Raw genomic sequence first — 17485 nt, 5'->3', positions numbered from 1 at the left:
GTTCTTCTGATAGCCCAGGCCGTGGTCCCAGCCGAGCCACCCGATCGTGCTGAGCCAGGGCTGCTGCCAGAAGAAGTGGCGGCTGCAGTGGCCTCCGGGATAGACAATGTCGGTCTGGGTCGCGACCGCCGGCCAGGTCTCGGGCGCGGTCCAGGTCTGGTTGTAGGTAACCGTGGATTCCAAGGTTCCGTCGGCGCGGATCATCCGCCGCTCGGCAACCCCGGTGCCCTGGGCGGGATGGACGGGATCATCGGCGTCCATGAACAGGTAGTCGGTGAAATCCCACTCGAGCTGACCGCCGGTGGGAAGCTCCAAACCCGCTATCACGCCGGGAAGATCGTACAGGTTCCCGATCAGGTCGTAGTAGCGTGCCGTGCCGTTCGGATTCAGCATGCGCAACTCCGAGCCATCGGGGTAGATCACCTTGGTCAGCAGGTCGAGCCACATGAGGTCGTTGTTGTACGGGTAGTTGTCCCGCTTGCTCCGCCACCGCTTCTCGGTCCGGTAGACGAACTGGTAGACGGCCCGCTGGCCTCCGACGGTCTGGTAGTCGATGCTGGTGACCCGGGGCAGCGCATTCCACTGGGGCACCAAGTGGACATAGTGAACGCGCCCGTGCGGGTCGGTGACGGTCCAGGTCTGGTCACCGAGCCAACCGCTCGCGCCATAGGTGTAGCCGATCGTGGTCGCGTTGCCGAAGCGGTCCTTCATCTCGCGCAGTTCAAAGTTGTGCGCCCAGCCGGGGACTTCGGAGTAGACGTGCTGTGAGCCGTCCGGGAACTCGATCATCCTCCAACCGTAGGAGCCGTAGAGGTTCTTGATGCGCAGGTTGCTGCCGTCGCGGGTGTACCAGACGTTGTCGTCGCCGTCGGCTTCGCCGTAGTGGGCGTCCTGATAGAAGTTGTGGGAGCTGCCGTCCGGGCCGACGTAGACCCAGGAAGGGGACTCGTTGCCGTACCAGGAGTTGGGAGCGTAGAGCTTGCCCAGCGAGGCCCGCCAGCCGACGCCGGCGTTGTTGCGGCGATTGAGGTAGGCCTCGGTGAACCCGAGGTTTTCGGTCGTCGACCAGACGTGGCTGTTGTAGATGAGCTGGAAGAAGGGGCCGACCGGAACCGAGATGGTGAGACCACCGTTGTAGGTGCTGACGTGGTCGATCGCCAGGCTCTGGAGACCGCGGGCGGCGAAACCGACGGCTTCGTTGGGATGCTCCATGCCGAAGGCTGCCGGGACGAGTGTCGCCAACGAGGCCCAGAGGGTGAGAACGGCCAGGGCTCGGGGGAGAGTCTTGAGCTGCTTCACTGCTCGTCCTCCCCGTCGGTGACGTCATCCAAGGCGGCTCCGCGAACGCGACCGGCGCTGAACTCGAGCCGCTGGGGGTGGAAGGCCAGTACGACGTCACCGGGCTCGAGCTCTTCGAACTCCGTCGTCGCTCCGATCGGCAGCAAGCCGCCGAGATCTACCTCGACGGATCTGTCGTCCGGAGCTCCAAGGTCGGTGGGGCCGCCGTCTCCGGCGACGCCGCGCCAGGCGCCGACCCCGGCTCGTGCGACAAAGAACGCGAGCGACTGGGTCTGATCGACCAGCCGGTTGAGCGAGCCGAAGCCGTCGCGGCCGACCGCGCCGCGCGCCTGCTTCTTGCGCATGGGCGATCCGTCAGGGCCGGTGATTCGCCACTTGCCCGAGGAGAGATCGGCGACGGCCCAGACGGAGCCGGGCGAGACGGGATTGTCGAGCTTGAGCTCGACCACGCCGTCGCCGTCCGCATCTACCAGGATCTCGGCGTAGGTCATCAGACGAGCCTTGAACGGTTGGTTCTCTTTCGAGATGCCGACCACGAGGGCCTCACCATTCGGCTGGATGCGAGTGCCCCGGACGACGTTGCCGTTGAACTCGATCTTCGGTGGCGGACCGGCGGCCAGCGGTGCGGCAGCCAGCGCCAGCATCGTGACGGCAACGAAGTGCCTCATATCCCATCTCCTCTGGAGTTCGCGCGGACCCTAAGCTGGGAGCGCGCGGCGGGTTGCTCAGACCCGAATTGAACGGCTCAACGTGAACAGGCAGGTGACGGACCGCAACACCAGAATGGGTGGGGTGGAGCGACGGCCTCGCCCATCCAAACGGGTGGCCGGCAACAATCCGCTAGAATCCGGCCAGCGAACGCATGACCGATCGACCCGCTGAAAGGACCCGACGATGAAACGACTCGCCGCGATTTGTGGAGCCACTCTCTTACTGACCGCTTCGCTCGCTTCGGCCCAGAGTGACGAGCCGCCGCCCTACCAGCGCGGTGGGGGATTGCAGGAAGGCGCCCAGATGCTCGACTTCGAGGTGGTCTCGGTGGATCCGCGCCAGTGGATCGTTTCGGCTCGCGACGTCGAGAGCCGCGACGAGTTTCAGTTTCGCATGCCACCGCAGTCGTTTCAGGGTCAGCGCTTCACGGTGGATCTGAGCGCGGCGCGCGCCGGGCAGCCGATCGAAGTGCGTGGTCAGAGCAACGTCAAGATCGATGAGCTGGTTGTGGATGCGCCCCTGGGTATGTCGGGAGTCGGGGGTGGAGCGGATGGCGAGAAGGGCCGGCCGCGGCGCCCGGACTACAGCCGGGATCCCGGCCGCCGGCCGCCGAGCGCCCCCGATTACGCGCCTCGCCCGCCGCGCGCTCCTTCCGATGACGGCTTCAAGGCCGAGCGGGGAGGGCCGATGGAGTACCGGGTCGAGTCGTTCGACCCCCAGGGCTGGGTGGTGACGGCTCGCGGCTCGGACGGCTCGACGATCAAGCTCAAGGTCGACCCCGACGCCTTCGTCGGTTACCGGTTCCGGGCCCCAGTGCGCAACCTGCGCCGCGGCCAGGGCTTCACGATCCTGGCGCTCAACCAGAGGCCGATCGAAGACTGCTGCACGCTGGTGAGCGGCGGCGGTCGCTGATTCAGACGGCGCGCAGGAGGAAGGGCCGGGGGCCGCTGTCGTGAGCCGGCTGCCGGTTCGTTCGAGGGCCTTGCTGGCCTTCTTTGCCCTGGCGTTTCTTGCCGCCGGGCCCGGGCTGCTACGCCTGCGCCTCGACAACACGCCGGATCGGTTCTTCGTGCGCGACGTCGAGAGCCTGGAGCGGCAGGCGAGCTTCGAGGTGCTTTTCGGGCGCGAGCGGCGGGTGCGGATCGTCCTCGAGGGTGAGGGCCTCTGGACTCGCGAGGGCCTGGAAGCGCTGGCGGCGGTCGAGCGCACCGCCGCCGAGTCTCCCGCGGTCCGCCGCACGGGCGGACTGTGGAGCCGCCATCGCTGGCTGCTGCCTGAGTGGCCGCCCGAGGACGCCGCGGCCTTTCGCGAATCGGCGCTCGCCGACGAGCTGGGCCGTTCGGCCGGCTGGGTCTCGCCTTCGGGCGACGTGGCGACCGTGCTGGTCGAGCTCGAGGCAGAGGCCCCCTCGGCCGAGATCGACGAGCTCGAGCGGCGTGTGCGCGCGCGGGCCGGAACCGTGCTCGCTCTCGACCTCGCCGGTCTCCCCGTCTTCGAGCGCGCCATGGACGAGAGCCAGCGGCGGCTGGTGACGGTCTATCTGCCCGGGCTTCTTCTCCTGGCCGTGCTTCTCCTGTGGCTCGGCTTTCGCTCGTTCCGAGCCGCCGCCGCGCCGCTCGCCTTCGTGGTGGTGGTCGTGTTCGTGATGCTCGGGGTGGTCGGCTACGCGGGCGCTCCGCTCAACATGATCTCGGTGGTCTTCGTGCCGCTCCTCTTCGTGATCTCTCTGGCTACGGCCGTCCACCTCCAGGCCGGGTTCGGTCACGAGCTCGACGCCGGACTTTCGGCGCGCGCAGCGGTCTCGGCGACCCTGCGCCGCAAGGGCCGCGCGGTGGTCTGGACCGCGCTGACCACGGCGATCGCGTTCGGCTCGTTCGCGGTGAGCCCGGTGCCGCCGATTCGCTCGCTCGGTGTCTGGCTCGCCGCCGGACTCGGCTGGATGCTGGTGGTGGCGTTCGGCTTTTATCCGGTGGTGTTGGAAGCTGGGGAAGCCGGGCCAGCCGCGCCGCCCGGAACCAAGGCCGGCGCCGCAACCGCCGCGTCGGCCTCCGCCAGCGGCTCCCTCGCCCGGGCCGTCCGCCGCCGGGCGCCCCGACTTGCGCGCTGGACGGCGACGCATCGCACCCGCGTGCTCGCGGCGTTTGGCCTGCTCGCGCTCGTCGCCGTGGCCGGGCTGTTCAGGCTCCGCCGGGAGAGCAATCTCTTGACCTACTTCTCCGTCGACCATCCGGCCCGGCGCGCGGTCGTCGGTCTCGAGGCGGCGGGCCTCTCGGGCGCGGCGGCGGAGCTCCTCGTCCATCTGCCGCCGGAGGTTCCCATGGAGCGGCGCTTTCGGGACCCGGCAGGGCTCGATCGCCTGGGCGATCTCGCCGCCGAGCTGCGGGCCGTGCCGGGAGTCCGCGGTGCTGTGGGCGCGGGCGACCTCTATCGTGCCGCGCTCGCCGATGTGCTCGTCGCGGGCGAGCCCAGCGAGACCGCGCGTTGGGTGGTGCTCGGTCTCATGCAGGCCGATGAGGACGCCGCGGCGCGCCTCGACACGTTCTTGGCCGACGACGGGCGCGCCGCGCGTGTCAGCGTGCTGCTGCCGCAGCGCGGCCCGCGCGAGCTCGACCCGGTGCTCGAAGCCGTGCGCCGGGTCGCCGAGCGCGCCTTCCCGGAGGCGGGGGTCTCGATCGAGGGTGAGCTGCCCCTCCTCCTGGGCACCCAACGGCACTTGCTGCGGACGCTCAGCGTGTCGCTGGCGCTGACCCTGCTCGCGATTGGCGTGATTCTGGTCGTGATCACTCGCTCGGCCGCGGGCGCCGCGCGCGCACTGGCTCCGAACCTGTGGGCGGTTCTGGCCGTCTTCGGCGTGATGGGCTGGGCCGGTGTGCCGCTCGACAGCACGACGGTGATGATCGCAGCCGTCGTCCTGGGGCTGGCGGTGGACGACACCCTCCACACGCTCGCCCAGCTGCGCTTCGAGGCCGGTGGATCACCCGGGCTCGGCGCCGGGCCCGACCGACTGGACCGCCTGGACCAACTGGCGGCGGTGCTCGAGCGGGTCGCTCCGGCTCACGTCTTGACCTCGCTGGTGCTCACCGCCGGCTTTGCGGTGTGCGCGTTCTCGGATTTCCTGCCGCTCTCCCGATTCGGCGCGCTCTCGGCGGCCGGTGTCGTCGCGGCGCTGGCGGGCGATCTCTTCCTGTTGCCGGCGCTGCTGGCGAAGAGGGGTCTCAGATGAGGTTGAAGCCCTCGCGATCCGCCGCTCGCGCGAGTCTCTGATCGCGGCAGACGAGCTCGAGCGATGCCGGCCGATGCTCTGAAGCGACCTGGGCGGCCGCGAGTTGCAGGCTGTCGGCGGCCCGCAAATCGTGCGTTCGCAGCAGGCGATTAGCCGCCTCGCGCACCCGTTCGGTCGCCTCGACCAGATGCCATCCCGAGGCCAGAAAAGCGAGGCGTCGGAAGACCACCCGGGCTTCGGCAGAGGCGAGCGCTTCGTCGCGCTCCAGGCGGGCGATCGCCGAAGCGCATTCGATCGAGGTGCCCCACCAGGTGATGACCTCGGGATCGGAGAGGTAGAGGTCTACCAGAGCTTCGGTCTCTTCCTCCTCGACGAGGAGCGGAACCAGAGCCGAACTGTCCCAGTACCTCATCTTGCCGGCTCCTTCATCGGCCGTGCGCGCGCTCTTCCGAGAGCGCCTCTGTGGCGCTCCGGCCGCCACTCGCACGGGGCGGCGACTCTTTCAGAATCTCTTGCGCCTTGTTGGCGGCCTTGTTGTCGGAGTCCGCGCCCTCGGCGCGCCGCACGAGGCCCTGCCTCTCGAGCCGCGCGACTCGCCCGACCGAGGCATCAGGGCCGGAGGCCACGGATTCGATGCGTGCGATCGGGCGACCTCGATCGAGAATCAAGACCGTCTCGCCGCTTCGCACCTGGTCCAGGAGCGCACTCAGCTGGTTTTTGGTTTCGGTTATAGTGGCGTGTTTCATATGGCTATTATAGCTCGATTGGCTCGACACTGCGATCTCCTTCGAACCTGATGACGAAGACTAGAGCCGCTTTCTGGCGGTAGACTCCCAGAGCGATGCCGACTCAGTTGAGTGATACCTCTCCCGACGCCGAGCGGGTGCGGCTCGAGGTCTACCGGAAGATGCCGCCGGAGAGGAAGCTCGAGCTGGTCGAGGACGCCAACGACACAGCGCGAGCCCTGGCACTGGCCGGGCTGAGACTGCGTTATCCGGACGAGCCGCCGGAGCGCCTTCATCGAAGGCTCTTCGGCTTGATTCTGGGCGAGGAGCTCGCCGAGCGAGCTTACGGGCCTCTGGAATGACTCCCGAGCATCCCGAAGCCTTGCGGGTGGCTCTGGAGGTCATCGAGCTGCTCGACCGCCTCGGCATTCCCTACCATCTGGGAGGGTCCTACGCTAGTTCGGTCCACGGCATTCCGCGACAGACCCAGGACATCGATCTGGTGGTCGACCTCGACACCGCATCGGTGCGGGAGCTGCTGTCCGAGCTGCCCGAAGGCTACTATCGAGATCTCGAGTCCGCTCTCGATGCGATGGGGAATCGAAAGAGCTTCAACCTGATCCACCTGGCAAGCGGGGTGAAGATTGACGTCTTTGTGCGCGGAGAAGAACCCTTCGACCGCGAGGAATTCCGTCGGAGCAGAAAGGTCAGCCTCGGGTCCGGGTCGGACCGCTCAGTTCGAGTCAAGTCCGCTGAGGACACGATTTTGCGGAAGCTGGACTGGTTTCGAAGGGGCGAAGAAACGTCGGACCGGCAGTGGTCCGACGTGCTGGGAATCCTCGAGAGCCAAGAATCGGCGCTCGACTTCGGCTATCTCGAGCGATGGGCGACGGAGCTCGGAGTCGCCGACCTGCTCGAACGCGCCCGAGCCGACCGCTAGACTCGCCGGCGCCATGACCGAGGCCTCGATCCAGGATCGCGCCAGCTTCGAGATCATTCGATATGCCAATTGCTGGGAGGACGCCGACGTTCTGTGCGCCGCTCTCGAGCCCGCGCCCGGCAAACGACTGCTTTCGATTGCCTCGGGTGGTGACAACACGCTGGCTCTTCTGGCCGAGGGAGCGGACGTCGTGGCGGCGGATCTCAGCCCGGCGCAACTGGCGGTGGTCGAGCTCAAGGTGGCGGCCATTCGCCACCTCGGCCGCGGGGGGACCCTCGAGTTTCTCGGAATCCGCGACTCGCCGCTGCCGCGGGCGGAGGTCTTCGAACGGCTGGCCGGATCGCTCTCGGCGGGTGCGGAGCGCTATTGGAGGGAGCGGCCGGAAACCCTCGAGGCGGGCGTGATTCACGCCGGCAAGTTCGAGTCGTACTTTCGAATCCTGCGGCGGAAGATTCTGCCGCTGGTGCATGGTCGCAAGACCGTGCGAGCGGTGCTCGAGGAGCGCACGCCGCCCGAGCGGGAGCGCTTCTACCGGGATCGTTGGGACACGTGGCGCTGGCGGCTGCTCTTCCGGCTGTTTTTCAGCCGCTGGGTGATGGCTCGCCTCGGCCGGGATCCCGAGTTCTTCCGCTTCGTCGAGGGCTCGGTCGCCGACGAGATCCTGAAGCGGGCGCGGCGCGCGCTGACCGACCTGCCGACCCATGCGAATCCCTATCTCGACTACATTCTGACCGGGAACTTCCGCACCTTGCCCCGGTATCTGCGCCCCGAGCCGTTCGCGAAGCTCGAGGGCCGCCTCGACCGGCTCGAGCTCGCCCAAGGCTCGATCGCCGACGTGGCTTCGAGCCACGCCGATGACGGTTTCGACGGCTTCAATCTCTCGGACGTCTTCGAGTACCTGGATCCGGAGCTCTGCCGGTCGATCTACGAGACCCTCGTCGAGCACAGCCGGCCGGGCGCCCGGCTGGCCTACTGGAACATGCTCGTGCCCAGGCGCCGGCCGGACTCCGTGGCCGACCGGGTGAGCTCGCTCGACGAACAGGCGGCCGAGCTCTACGCTCGAGACCTGGCGTTTTTCTACGGTACCTTCGTCGTCGAACAGGTGAGCCGAGAGTGACCCCGAACGACCTCGCCGGCGCGGTGATCCTGAGCGCGGTCTTCCTCGGCCTGTTGGTCGCCGCGGAGCTGTGGCGTCGTCTCGGCAACCCCAAGACCGAGTCGACGCGCAAGCTCGTGCACATCGGCGGCGGGATCGCCTGCCTGTTCTTTCCCTTCCTGGTGCGGTCGCCGTGGGTAGTGGGCGGCATGGCGCTGGCGCTAGCCGGGATATTCGCACTGGCCGCGAGGACCCAGCTGCTACCGAGCCTGCACGCGGTCGAGCGTCGCAGCCGCGGCGTCGAGTACTACCCGATCGCGGTCTTCCTGGTGTTCTTCCTCACCCAGGGGCGGCCCTGGCTCTATCTGTCGGCGATTCTGGTCCTGGCGCTGGGCGACGCGTCGGCGGCTCTGGCCGGCAAGCGCTACGGCAGCGTTCTCTACGAGGTCGAAGAGCGCACGAAGAGCCTCGAGGGCTCGGCGACGTTTCTTGCGGTCTCGTTTCTCGCGCTCCATCTGCCGATGCTTCTGCTGACCGATCTGCCCCGGGAGGTGTGCGTGCTGGCCGCGCTCCTGGTCGCGCTGCTGGTGACCGGGTTCGAGGCTATCTCGCTCGAGGGCGCCGACAACCTGTTCGTGCCGCTGGCGGTGGTCTTCGTTCTCGGCAAGATCACCACCAAGCCGGTCCCCGAGATTGTGTTCCAGAACCTCAGCCTGGTCGCGATCTGCGTGGTGATGGCCCTGCTCGTGCGCCGCTATCCGTTCTTCAACGTCGGAGCGGCGATCGCGGTCGTCCTCTTCAGCTACGCCAACTGGTCGCTCGGCTCCTGGGTGTGGGCGGTCCCGGTGCTCGCCGGCGTCGCGGTCTACCTCGTGGCTTCGATGCAGCTGGCGCGTGGCCGGGCGCCGCGCTTGCGGGTTCGCACCGTGGCCCGAGCCCTCATTCCACTGTTTCTGATTCTGGTCGTGGCCAATGCCTTCGGCCAGTACCGGATGCTCTTCGGTCCGTATCTGGCCGCGTGCGGATCGGTGCTGGCATTCAGCCTGGCCAACCCGGTGCTGCGACTCGAGAGGCTACAGCTCGGCCCTCGATTGGCGCGCGTTGCGCTCGTGGCCTTGATCACGACCGCCGCGACGGCGCTCTTCTCCTGGATGCAACAGCCCGATTGGCCCTTTGCCATGCTGCTCGTCCACCTCGCGGTGATCTTCGGGGTGACCTCGATTCTCACTGCCTGGGAGGCGCGGCCCGCGGCGGTGCCGCTCACTACCTGGAGCGCCAGCCGGGTGCTGCTCTCGCTGGCGGCCGGAGGGTTCGTGCTGGCGCTTCAGATACTCGGTCTGGCTACGGCGTGGAATCCGACGCCGTAGCGGCCTGGGTCTCGCCGCCCTCGAGCTCGACCGTGCCCGCGGCTCCGTCCATCGTCACGTGCTGACCGGTTTCGAGGGCGGTGCTCAGGCCGGGGATACCGACGATCGTCGGAATGCCCATCTCGCGGGCGACGATGGCCGAGTGCGACAGGATGCTGCCGCGCTCGATCAGGAGTCCGGAGACGGCGGGGTAGAGCGGCACCCATCCGGGATCCGTGCGCTCGGCGACCAGGATCTCGCCCTCGAGACGGGCGTCCTCGTTCGGCGAGCGCAGGAGCTTGACCTCGCCGCTGACGATGCCGGGGCAGCAACCGATGCCGCGGAGAACGCCGTCTTCCGAGGCCGCGGTGCCGGCGCGCCGGCGGGCCCGAAAGCGGTTCCGATGATAGGCCATGCCGAAGGTCTCGAAGCGATCGTCGGGCATGCGCTCGCTGTCCGAGCGGAAGAGGTCGAACTCGGCGCGACGCAGGGTGACGAGCCCGCGCAGGTCGGTGGTGACCGCGGTCCCCTTGATGAAGTCCCAGACCTCGTCGAGCGTCAGATAGAAGATGTCGTCGCGCTCGGCGAGAAGCTCCTCACGGGCCAGGGTCTCTCCGAGTGCTCGCAGGAGCTCGCGGAAGAGGCCGTAGATGCGGGTGCGGGCGAAGCGCATGTTCTCGCGGTTCTTGACTCCGAGCCGGGCATTCCCGAGCGCCCGCCGGAACAACCGCCGCCGTAGCCACCCGAGCGGAAAGCCTCCGAGCGCCGAGAAGGCCCGTTCTTCGGCCTCCCGACGAATCCGGGACTCGCGCTCGGTGCTGGTGCGGGGGTCGAGGTCCGCGAGGTTGTCCATTCTCAGATAGTTGGCGAGCATCTGGTAGAGAAACTGCGGCCGGTCCTTGAGCGAGAACTCCTCGAGCTTGAGCTCGTTGACGCAGCGGAAGCCGTAGAGATCGAGGTAGGTCTCGATCTCGGCGAAGAACGACGTGAAGGCGGGCTCGGCCGGCAGCCGCTCGGCGAGCTCTTCGGGCGAGTGGTCGAGCAGGAAAGAGCGCAGCTCGGGCTCGGCCGCGGCCTCGATCGCCAGCTCGAGCAGCCGCTGCGTGGGCAGCGTGCTCTCGATGCCGCCCTCGCCGCAGATGAGGTCGTTCTGAAGCGAGCCCGATTCGTCTGCACACCACGTGGCGCAGAGCTTCTTGAGCGTGCCGTAGAAGATCATGACGAAGAAGTCGTTGATGATCGGCGCCTTCCAGTTCCAGAGGAGCTTCTCCTCCATCTCGAGATAGAGCGCCCGCAGCTCGTGCGGCGCCATGCGCGTGAAATCGAGGTCCGACCAGGCCTTGAAGTGCGACGAGAAGTGCTCCTGGAACCGGCCCACGACCCGCCGGATACGAACGAAGTTCCAGGTCGAGCGCGTGACCAGCCGCAGCAGCGCGGGCAGCTCGACGAAATACCGCTTCCGCCATCCGGGCTCGGGCAGCGCGTCGTCGCCGAACCGCGCGCCCTCGCTCACCCCCATCATCGACTCCATGAAGTCGCTGTTGTAGCTGAATCCCGGAAACAGCCGGATCAACCGGTACCAGTTGCGCAGGTTGTAGTAGACCTGACCGCGAAACAGCCCGAGCATGTTCTCGAAGGTCTCGCGGTTCCGGCGCACGACGTCGGACTTGATTCCCATGACCTCGGCGAAGCAGTGGTAGACGATGGTGTAGGCGCGCCGGATGAAGCTGTAGGTCATCGGCGAGGTGACGCCGGAGTAGCTTTCGATGATGTTCGAGTTGTCCCAGAGCAGGCGATTGCCCGCCGCCGGGCCGAGCTCGTCGACGGTCGTGATCGCGCGCGCCTGCAGAACGTAGAGCGCGCCGCTCGGATCGAACGAGAACTCGATGTCCTGCGGCCGGCCGAAGGCGCGCTCGATCGCGAGCGAGCTCTCGACGACCTGCTGGAGCTGCTCTTCGGAGAGGGCGCTAGCTTCGGCCCGGCCGGCGTCGACCTCACGACGAGTGAGCCCGCTGCCGGCGGCCCGGTCGAAGACGATCTCCTCGGTCTTGGCGGCGATCGCGGCCTCGGCCGAGCGACTGTCCTTGTCGACGACCCAGGTGTCGGCGTCGAGGCCGGCGCTGACCAGACCTTCACCGGCTCCGTAGAGCGCGCTCACCACGACCTCGTGGACGTCGCCGTTGTTCGGGTTGGCGGTGAAGACCACCCCGCTCACGGAGGCCTCGATCATCTGCTGAACAACCACCGCGATCGAGATCCCCTCGAGCGGCAGGTCCCGTTCGCGGCGATAGGCGAGGGCTCGATCGTTGAAGGCGGAGGCCCACACCCGGCGAATGGTTTCGAGAATCGAGTCCGTGCCACGGACGAAGAGAAAGCTGTCATGGAGGCCCGCGAAGGAGGCCTCGGCGGTGTCCTCGCCCAGGGCCGACGAGCGCACCGCGCAGAGCGCCGAGGGTCCGATCTTCGAATCGACGGCGCCGCGAACGCTCTCTGCGAGCTCTTCGGGCAGTGCCGCTTCGCCGACCCAGGCGCGGATCTCGGCCGCCGCCTCCAGAAGGTCGGTCGCGCCGGCGCGGGCGAGCCGTCGCCCAATCCGCTCTTCGAGCTCGGAGCCGCGGAGCGCCTTGCGGAAAGCGGAAGTGGTTACCGCGAACCAGGCCGGCACCGGCAGGCCGATCCGCTCGAGCTGCGCCATGTTGGCGCCCTTGCCCCCGATCGCTCCAACATCGGCGGAGCCCTCTCCGATCCAGATCATTCCGAGCTCATCCGAGTCCGACGATTCCGAACTTGCGCGCGATCTCGACCGCGAGAATCAGATCGAACGCGATGATGTACATCCCGGCATAGGTCTCGAGCCGCTTCGCGGTCTTGGCGCTGGTGTGGCGCAGGTACTGGAAGAAGCCGACCAGGCACAAGGCGAAGAGCGCCACCAGAGCGGCGTAGAACCAGGTGCTCAAGCCGAGATGGTATCCGACCGCGGCGACCATCGCGGTGTCGACGACGCGGATCGCGATCACGACATAGGCGGCGCCGTAGGTTCCGAAGATCTTGGAATAGGAGTCGACTCCTTCGAGCTCTTGTTCGGGCGCGCGAATCTTGCGCGACACTTCCCAATTGAAGGTCACGAAGAAGCCGACGAAGGCGTACACCCAGAACCAGCCGGGCGCCGTCCAGGGATAGCTCTGGGTGGTGAAGCTGTAGACCATGAGCGCCAGCAACGGCATGATCAACATGTGGCTCGTGGCGTAGACGAGGAAGTGGCGCTTGAGCCAGGCGCGAACGAAGAACTCCTTGAGCATCAAGAGCGAGAACCCCAGCGCCAGCAGCAGGGCGACGAGTGCCGGCGACCCGCGAACGGAGCTGAGAGCGATCTCGATCGCGATCGCCGCGGCTCCCAGGAAACGGAGGTCGCGCAGCCGGATCAGCCCGCGCTGGAGCACCCGCTGCGGATAGTGACGCGAGTCCTCCTCGAAGTCCTTGTGCTCGTCGAAGACCCGGAGATGAAAGAAGAAACAGAAGAGGGTGATCGCTCCCAGAATCGAGTGCGCGCCGTAGCGCATGGGCTCGCCGGGGTAGGTGAGGGCCTTGGCGAGGAACTGATTCGAGGAGTAGTAGCTCACGATCAGCACCCCGTGCCCGAGGAGAGGAAAGCGCTCGGCCAGGTAGGCGCGCAATCGCCTCCGAAACGGCGAGTCGACGCTGAGCCGCGCGGTCCGGGGCTGGCTCATTGCCGATGTTTCTCGGACGGGCCCGCGCCCCGGCGGCCGCGCGGTGTTTTCAGGAGCTTGGCCCGAAGCTCTGGATAGTCGATTTTGCTCCGATGCCGGGGATCGAGCGGCAGCGCTGCTCCCAGGCAGACGATCTCGTCCACCGGCTGGCCGGCGGCTTCGAGCCGGTCGGCCAGGGCCGCGCGCTCGGTCTCGGTCAGCGATCGCTCGAGCGCCAGCACCACTCGTTCCCCGAGCTCGGGGTCGGGAAGCCCGACCGCCGCTCTCGGGCCGAGATCGCCGACGCCTGCTCCGGCCGCCTGCTCGACGGGCTGAGCATGGACCGGCCGGCCGGCACGCAGAATCGTGGAGTGGACCCGCCCCACGAGCCAGAAGCGCTCTCGATCGTCGAAATAGCCGGTGTCGCCCATCCGGTGCCAGGTCTCTCCCGAGGGGGCGATCCACTTGTTCTCGAGAACGGCCTCCGAGTTGCGGTAGTAGTCCTTGCAGACGTGCTCGCCGGTGACCAGAAGCTCGCCGATCTCTCCGGCCGGCAGATTTTCGACTTCGGTGTCGAGGGCTTCGCGCCGGATCGGGACCAGGCGAGTCCGCACGAACGAGCTTGGCCGGCCGACGCAGTAGCCGGCGGTCGCTGGAGCCTCGGCTTCCGCCGCCAACTTGTCGGCGGCGCCGATATGGGCGACCGGCTCGGCTTCGGTCGAGCCGTAGACCACCTCGATCGCGGTCTCGGGCAAGGCCTCCTGCCACCGCTCGAGCTGCTCGGAGCGCACCGGCGCCCCGCCGGTCAGGATCCGGCGGAGCCGGGGCGGCGGATCTCCGCTTGCTTTCAGATGCTCGACTACGCGATCGAAGAAGGGCGGTGAAGCCGTGGCAGTGGAAACGCAATGAGCGAGCATCTGGCCGACGATTGCCGCGCCGTCGACTTGATCCACCCGGCGAAAGTCCATCGCCGGCACCACCGATGGAATCCCGAGCGCCAGATTGTTGAGGGCGAAGACCGGGAACATGGGCATGTCGATATCGTGGTCGCTGTAGGGAAACTCCGCGGCGAGCGCTTGATGCTGGGCGGCGAGAAAGCGGTGGGTCCGGTTGGTGCCCTTGGGCAGGCCGCTCGAGCCGCTGGTAAAGGTGATCAGCGCGGGATCGTCGGGCTCGACCGGAGCGGCCTCGGAGAGTCCTCGCGAATACCTACCGCCGAGGCCCTCGATCTCGGCAAGAGTCCTCGAGGCCGGGAGTGGTCCGAGGCGGCGCCCGCTGGTGATCGAGAGCGCGATCGAGCGCAGGCGGCGATCCAGAAGCCGCAGCAGATGGCTCCGGCCGACACCGACGTAGGCGCTCGGCTCGGCAAATGCCGCGAATGCCGCGATCTGGCGCGCACCCACCCAGGGATCGACGAACACCGCGACCGCGCCCAGCTGCAGAACGCCGAGCATGGCGGCGTAGAGGTCCGCCGACATCGGGATCATCACGATGGTGCGCTCACCGGGGGATAGGCCCGCGGCGGCCAGGCCGCGAGCGACCCGGTCGACTCGGTCTCGAAGCCGACCGAACGTCAGACTGTCTTCGCGCCCGTCACTTCCGTCGAAGATGAGAGCGGCCCGGTCGGGTACGCGTCTCGCGGCCCGGTCCAGATAGGAGAGGACGTTATTGTCGCTAGAGGCGCCGCTCATAGAGCTCATACCTCCGGAACACCTGGCTTCGGCCACCCTCGAGTCGACCGGAAGGATTACCGGCCCTGAGCAAGCAGAGGTTGGCGTGTCGGTAGCCCTTGCGCAGAGCCGCCTTGTAGGCGCGGTACATGAGGGCGGCGCCGACGCCGCTCTTGCGATGCTCCGGCACCACGCCGAGGCTCTTCAGATTGACCGAGTCCGTTCGATTGCGAAGCGTCAAGAACTTCAACTTGGCGAGCAGGTGGCTCTTGCCCTGCATGGCTGCGACCGCTCGAAAGCGATCGGGGAACGCGAACAGGAAGCCGGCGTCGGAGCCGTCCGGCGCCCGGGCGAAGAACACCAGCTCGGCGTCGACCAGGGCCCGGCTCTGACGGTAGAGATCCAGAAAGCTCTCCTCGGAGATCGCGGTGTAGAGAAAGTTGCCCGCAAAGACCCGGAGCGAGAGCCGGTAGAGGCGCCCGAGCTCGGCGTCGAACCGATCGAGGCGCAGAGTCTCGATGCTGTACCCGGCCTCGAGCGCGCGCCGGTGCTTGGGCGCCATGGCTTCGACCACCGCGGCAAGGTCCGAGGCGCGCTGCGATAGATAGGTCTCGAGGACATCGAAGCCGTTACCGCGCCACAGCTCCGGGTAGTAAGGCGGGTTGTAGGGCTCCATCAGGAACGGAGCCTCCTCGAACGGGCCCGCGTTCAACCTGTAACTGTGCCAGGTGTCGCCGTCGATGGGACCGATGACGGTCGCGATGCCGCGCTCTCGAAACCACTCGATCGCGGTCTCGAACAGCGCGGCCACCGCGCCAGAGTCATCGAGCGCCTCGAAGAAGCCGAGCATGCCGTAGGGCTTCTGCGAGGCGTCCCGAAGTGTCGGAGACACTCGCGCGACCACCCGGGCAACCGGAGCACCGATCGCCGGCACCACGAAGCCTCGCTGTCGGCCCGCGAACTCCGGTCGCTTGAGACCGGTGGCGACCGAGCCGGAGAAAGGACGCTGGTAGTGAGGATCGCGCCGGTAGACATGATCCGGAAGATCCAGAAACGTCCTCGGGACCGATTCGGAAGGATCGAACGAATGGACCCGGATTTTCATGGGAAGCCTGGCCATTCTCGCAGACCGGGCGGAAGGAGTCTCGGTCCTCGAGCTTCCGGGTGGTCGCGGACGCGCGCCCCGGACGGCTAGACTCTGCTCTGGCCCGATATGAATCCGATTCTGCTGATCCTGGCGCTTTCGACCGCCGCGGCGCTGACCTCGGCTCTGGGGGTCTTACCGCTCATCGGCCGGGGGCATATGCCCAGGAGCTGGGTCGGCTGGGGCAATGCGATCGCCGCCGGCATGATGCTCGGCGCGGCCTACATGTTGAGCGCTCTGGTGCCGGGGCCGGTGAAGCCCGGAAGTGTCCGCCCCGAGCTGCTCGAGGCGATCGGGGCCGTGCTGGGCATCTGCTTCATCTACTGGACCCACGTCGCGGTGGGCACCGCCGGCGTCGAGCTCAATCGAGCCCGGGCCGAGGACCCCTTGCACGGGTACCGGATTCTGATGGTCAACGGACTGCACTCCGCGTCCGAAGGTCTGGCGATGGCGGTGGCGATGGTGATCGATCTCAAGTTCGGCGTGCTGGTGGCGCTGGCGCTCGCCGTGCACAACATTCCCGAGGCCACCGTGCTGGCGGCGGTTCTCAACGGCCGGGGTCTGAACTTGCGTCAGATCGCGGGTCTCGCGGTCGCCACCAACCTCAGTCAGATTCTTCTTGCGGTCGCGACCTACTCGGTGGTGATCGCGGCGCCGGCAACGCTACCGTGGGTTCAGGGTTTCGCGGTCGGCACACTGGTGCAGCTGGTGTTGATCGAGCTGCTGCCCGAGTCGTACCGCGAGGCCGGCCAGACGAGCATTGCCGCGGTCACGGTGGTCGCGCTCGGCGTCGTGGTTCTCATTCAAGGGTTTGTCGGATGATTGGCGGATGAGCGGCGCCGACCTCGATCCGGTCCTCCTGGTGTTCCTCTACGGCCTGATCACGGCCTTGGCGACCGGGCTGGGCGCGTTGCCGTTCGCCTTCTTGAAAGAGATCTCGCCCAGGGTGATCGCCTATTCGAATGCGATCGCTTCGGGGTTGATGCTCGGCGCCTGCTTCGGACTAATGGCGCAGGGGACTCGCTATGGCAGCACGCAAACGGTCGCCGGCGGAGTGGTGGGAGTTCTTTTTATTCTGCTGGCCCAACGCTGGCTGGGTGACCACGATCTGGAGTTTGGGCAGGTCCGCGGCGCCGGCGCAAGCCGGATGATCCTCATGGTCATCGTGATGACGGTGCACTCGTTCTCCGAGGGCGTCGCGATCGGTTCGTCGTTCGCCGGCGGCCTGACCTTTGCGAGTCTCATCACCGTAGCGATCGCGGTCCACAACATTCCGGAAGGCCTCGCGATCAGCGCGGTGATGAGACCCCGGGGCTCGAGCGTCGCGGCGTGCGCCGGCTGGAGCGTTTTCTCCTCGCTGCCGCAGCCACTGATGGCGGTGCCCGCCTTTCTGTTTGTCGATGCGTTCGCGCCGGCGCTGCCGTACGGGATCGGCTTTGCCGCCGGTGCGATGTTCTACATGGTCTTCGTCGAGCTGCTTCCGGAGGCCTACGAGCAGGCGCCGCGCCCCCTGGTGAGTCTGGTCACCAGCGTGGCCCTGGTCGCGATGCTGTTGTTTCAGCGGTTTATCTAGGACCGCGGTTGTACAGGCAACCTCACCTGACTGTCCCCGTAGTATGGGCGA

General features: G+C 67.3%; 16 protein-coding genes. 8 read left to right on the top strand and 8 right to left on the bottom strand.

What is annotated here, in order from left to right; translation table 11 throughout:
• The coding region (locus GY769_18735) for a hypothetical protein (GenBank protein ID MCP4203959.1) at positions 1-1299 on the bottom strand (1299 nt) is incomplete at its 3' end.
• Positions 1296-1967 (bottom strand): hypothetical protein, encoded by a 672-nt coding sequence (locus tag GY769_18730; protein MCP4203958.1) that lies wholly within the window; start codon positions 1965-1967, stop codon positions 1296-1298. The genes GY769_18730 and GY769_18735, both read right to left, overlap by 4 nt.
• Before the next feature lie 226 nt (positions 1968-2193).
• Here GY769_18730 and GY769_18725 point away from each other — a divergent pair, with 226 nt between their 5' ends.
• Positions 2194-2922: a hypothetical protein gene (locus tag GY769_18725; GenBank protein ID MCP4203957.1), complete on the top strand. Its 729-nt coding sequence runs from the start codon at positions 2194-2196 to the stop codon at positions 2920-2922.
• Positions 2923-2962: 40 nt separating this feature from the next.
• Positions 2963-5233, top strand: coding sequence for an MMPL family transporter (locus GY769_18720; protein MCP4203956.1), 2271 nt, complete (start codon positions 2963-2965; stop codon positions 5231-5233).
• Here the strand turns inward: GY769_18720 and GY769_18715 are convergent.
• Both GY769_18715 and GY769_18710 read right to left on the bottom strand, forming a co-directional pair.
• Positions 5226-5645: a type II toxin-antitoxin system VapC family toxin gene (locus GY769_18715; GenBank protein ID MCP4203955.1), complete on the bottom strand. Its 420-nt coding sequence runs from the start codon at positions 5643-5645 to the stop codon at positions 5226-5228. The genes GY769_18720 and GY769_18715 overlap by 8 nt on opposite strands.
• Positions 5646-5658: 13 nt before the next feature.
• Positions 5659-5979 (bottom strand): type II toxin-antitoxin system prevent-host-death family antitoxin, encoded by a 321-nt coding sequence (locus GY769_18710; GenBank protein ID MCP4203954.1) that lies wholly within the window; start codon positions 5977-5979, stop codon positions 5659-5661.
• Between the two features lie 95 nt (positions 5980-6074).
• On the opposite strand from GY769_18710, the gene GY769_18705 reads away from it, so the two are divergent.
• The 4 genes from GY769_18705 to GY769_18690 are packed head-to-tail and all read left to right on the top strand — an operon-like array spanning position 6075 to position 9361.
• Positions 6075-6320 (top strand): hypothetical protein, encoded by a 246-nt coding sequence (locus GY769_18705; GenBank protein ID MCP4203953.1) that lies wholly within the window; start codon positions 6075-6077, stop codon positions 6318-6320.
• Positions 6317-6898, top strand: coding sequence for a nucleotidyltransferase family protein (locus GY769_18700; protein ID MCP4203952.1), 582 nt, complete (start codon positions 6317-6319; stop codon positions 6896-6898). Before GY769_18705 ends, GY769_18700 begins: the two co-directional genes overlap by 4 nt.
• Before the next feature lie 13 nt (positions 6899-6911).
• On the top strand, positions 6912-8015 hold the full coding sequence (locus GY769_18695) for a DUF3419 family protein (GenBank protein MCP4203951.1): 1104 nt from the start codon (positions 6912-6914) through the stop codon (positions 8013-8015).
• Positions 8012-9361 (top strand): hypothetical protein, encoded by a 1350-nt coding sequence (locus tag GY769_18690; protein ID MCP4203950.1) that lies wholly within the window; start codon positions 8012-8014, stop codon positions 9359-9361. Before GY769_18695 ends, GY769_18690 begins: the two co-directional genes overlap by 4 nt.
• Here the strand turns inward: GY769_18690 and GY769_18685 are convergent.
• The 4 genes from GY769_18685 to GY769_18670 are packed head-to-tail and all read right to left on the bottom strand — an operon-like array spanning position 9336 to position 15822.
• On the bottom strand, positions 9336-12095 hold the full coding sequence (locus tag GY769_18685; protein MCP4203949.1) for a phosphoenolpyruvate synthase: 2760 nt from the start codon (positions 12093-12095) through the stop codon (positions 9336-9338). The two genes, GY769_18690 and GY769_18685, sit on opposite strands and share 26 nt — an antisense overlap.
• A gap of 7 nt (positions 12096-12102) precedes the next feature.
• The gene (gene ubiA, locus GY769_18680) at positions 12103-13068 is read right to left on the bottom strand and encodes a UbiA family prenyltransferase (GenBank protein MCP4203948.1); all 966 of its coding nucleotides are present in this window, start codon (positions 13066-13068) and stop codon (positions 12103-12105) included.
• Positions 13065-14738, bottom strand: coding sequence for an AMP-binding protein (locus GY769_18675; GenBank protein ID MCP4203947.1), 1674 nt, complete (start codon positions 14736-14738; stop codon positions 13065-13067). Before GY769_18675 ends, ubiA begins: the two co-directional genes overlap by 4 nt.
• Complete coding sequence (locus GY769_18670) at positions 14722-15822, bottom strand: GNAT family N-acetyltransferase (protein ID MCP4203946.1); 1101 nt, start codon at positions 15820-15822, stop codon at positions 14722-14724. Before GY769_18670 ends, GY769_18675 begins: the two co-directional genes overlap by 17 nt.
• A gap of 108 nt (positions 15823-15930) precedes the next feature.
• On the opposite strand from GY769_18670, the gene GY769_18665 reads away from it, so the two are divergent.
• Together GY769_18665 and GY769_18660 are read left to right on the top strand one after the other, a co-directional pair.
• A complete protein-coding gene (locus GY769_18665; protein ID MCP4203945.1) occupies positions 15931-16683 on the top strand; it encodes a ZIP family metal transporter in 753 nt (250 codons plus the stop codon).
• 7 nt (positions 16684-16690) lie between these two features.
• Entirely contained in the window at positions 16691-17434 is a 744-nt protein-coding gene (locus GY769_18660) for a ZIP family metal transporter (GenBank protein ID MCP4203944.1), read from the top strand.
• The last annotated feature ends 51 nt before the right edge of the window (positions 17435-17485 follow it).

Source organism: bacterium (genome assembly GCA_024224155.1).
GTDB lineage: Bacteria > Acidobacteriota > Thermoanaerobaculia > Multivoradales > JAHEKO01 > CALZIK01.
Note: the sequence above shows the minus strand (reverse complement) of the source record. Positions and strands in the feature narration are given on the sequence as shown.

Coding starts and splice junctions, on each gene's coding strand:
- GY769_18730 (MCP4203958.1), bottom strand. CDS start 1,967: ATGAGGCACTTCGTTGCCGTCACGATGCTGGCGCTGGCTGCCGCACCG.
- GY769_18725 (MCP4203957.1), top strand. CDS start 2,194: ATGAAACGACTCGCCGCGATTTGTGGAGCCACTCTCTTACTGACCGCT.
- GY769_18715 (MCP4203955.1), bottom strand. CDS start 5,645: ATGAGGTACTGGGACAGTTCGGCTCTGGTTCCGCTCCTCGTCGAGGAG.
- GY769_18710 (MCP4203954.1), bottom strand. CDS start 5,979: ATGAAACACGCCACTATAACCGAAACCAAAAACCAGCTGAGTGCGCTC.
- GY769_18705 (MCP4203953.1), top strand. CDS start 6,075: ATGCCGACTCAGTTGAGTGATACCTCTCCCGACGCCGAGCGGGTGCGG.
- GY769_18700 (MCP4203952.1), top strand. CDS start 6,317: ATGACTCCCGAGCATCCCGAAGCCTTGCGGGTGGCTCTGGAGGTCATC.
- GY769_18695 (MCP4203951.1), top strand. CDS start 6,912: ATGACCGAGGCCTCGATCCAGGATCGCGCCAGCTTCGAGATCATTCGA.
- GY769_18685 (MCP4203949.1), bottom strand. CDS start 12,095: ATGATCTGGATCGGAGAGGGCTCCGCCGATGTTGGAGCGATCGGGGGC.
- ubiA (MCP4203948.1), bottom strand. CDS start 13,068: ATGAGCCAGCCCCGGACCGCGCGGCTCAGCGTCGACTCGCCGTTTCGG.
- GY769_18675 (MCP4203947.1), bottom strand. CDS start 14,738: ATGAGCGGCGCCTCTAGCGACAATAACGTCCTCTCCTATCTGGACCGG.
- GY769_18670 (MCP4203946.1), bottom strand. CDS start 15,822: ATGAAAATCCGGGTCCATTCGTTCGATCCTTCCGAATCGGTCCCGAGG.
- GY769_18665 (MCP4203945.1), top strand. CDS start 15,931: ATGAATCCGATTCTGCTGATCCTGGCGCTTTCGACCGCCGCGGCGCTG.
- GY769_18660 (MCP4203944.1), top strand. CDS start 16,691: ATGAGCGGCGCCGACCTCGATCCGGTCCTCCTGGTGTTCCTCTACGGC.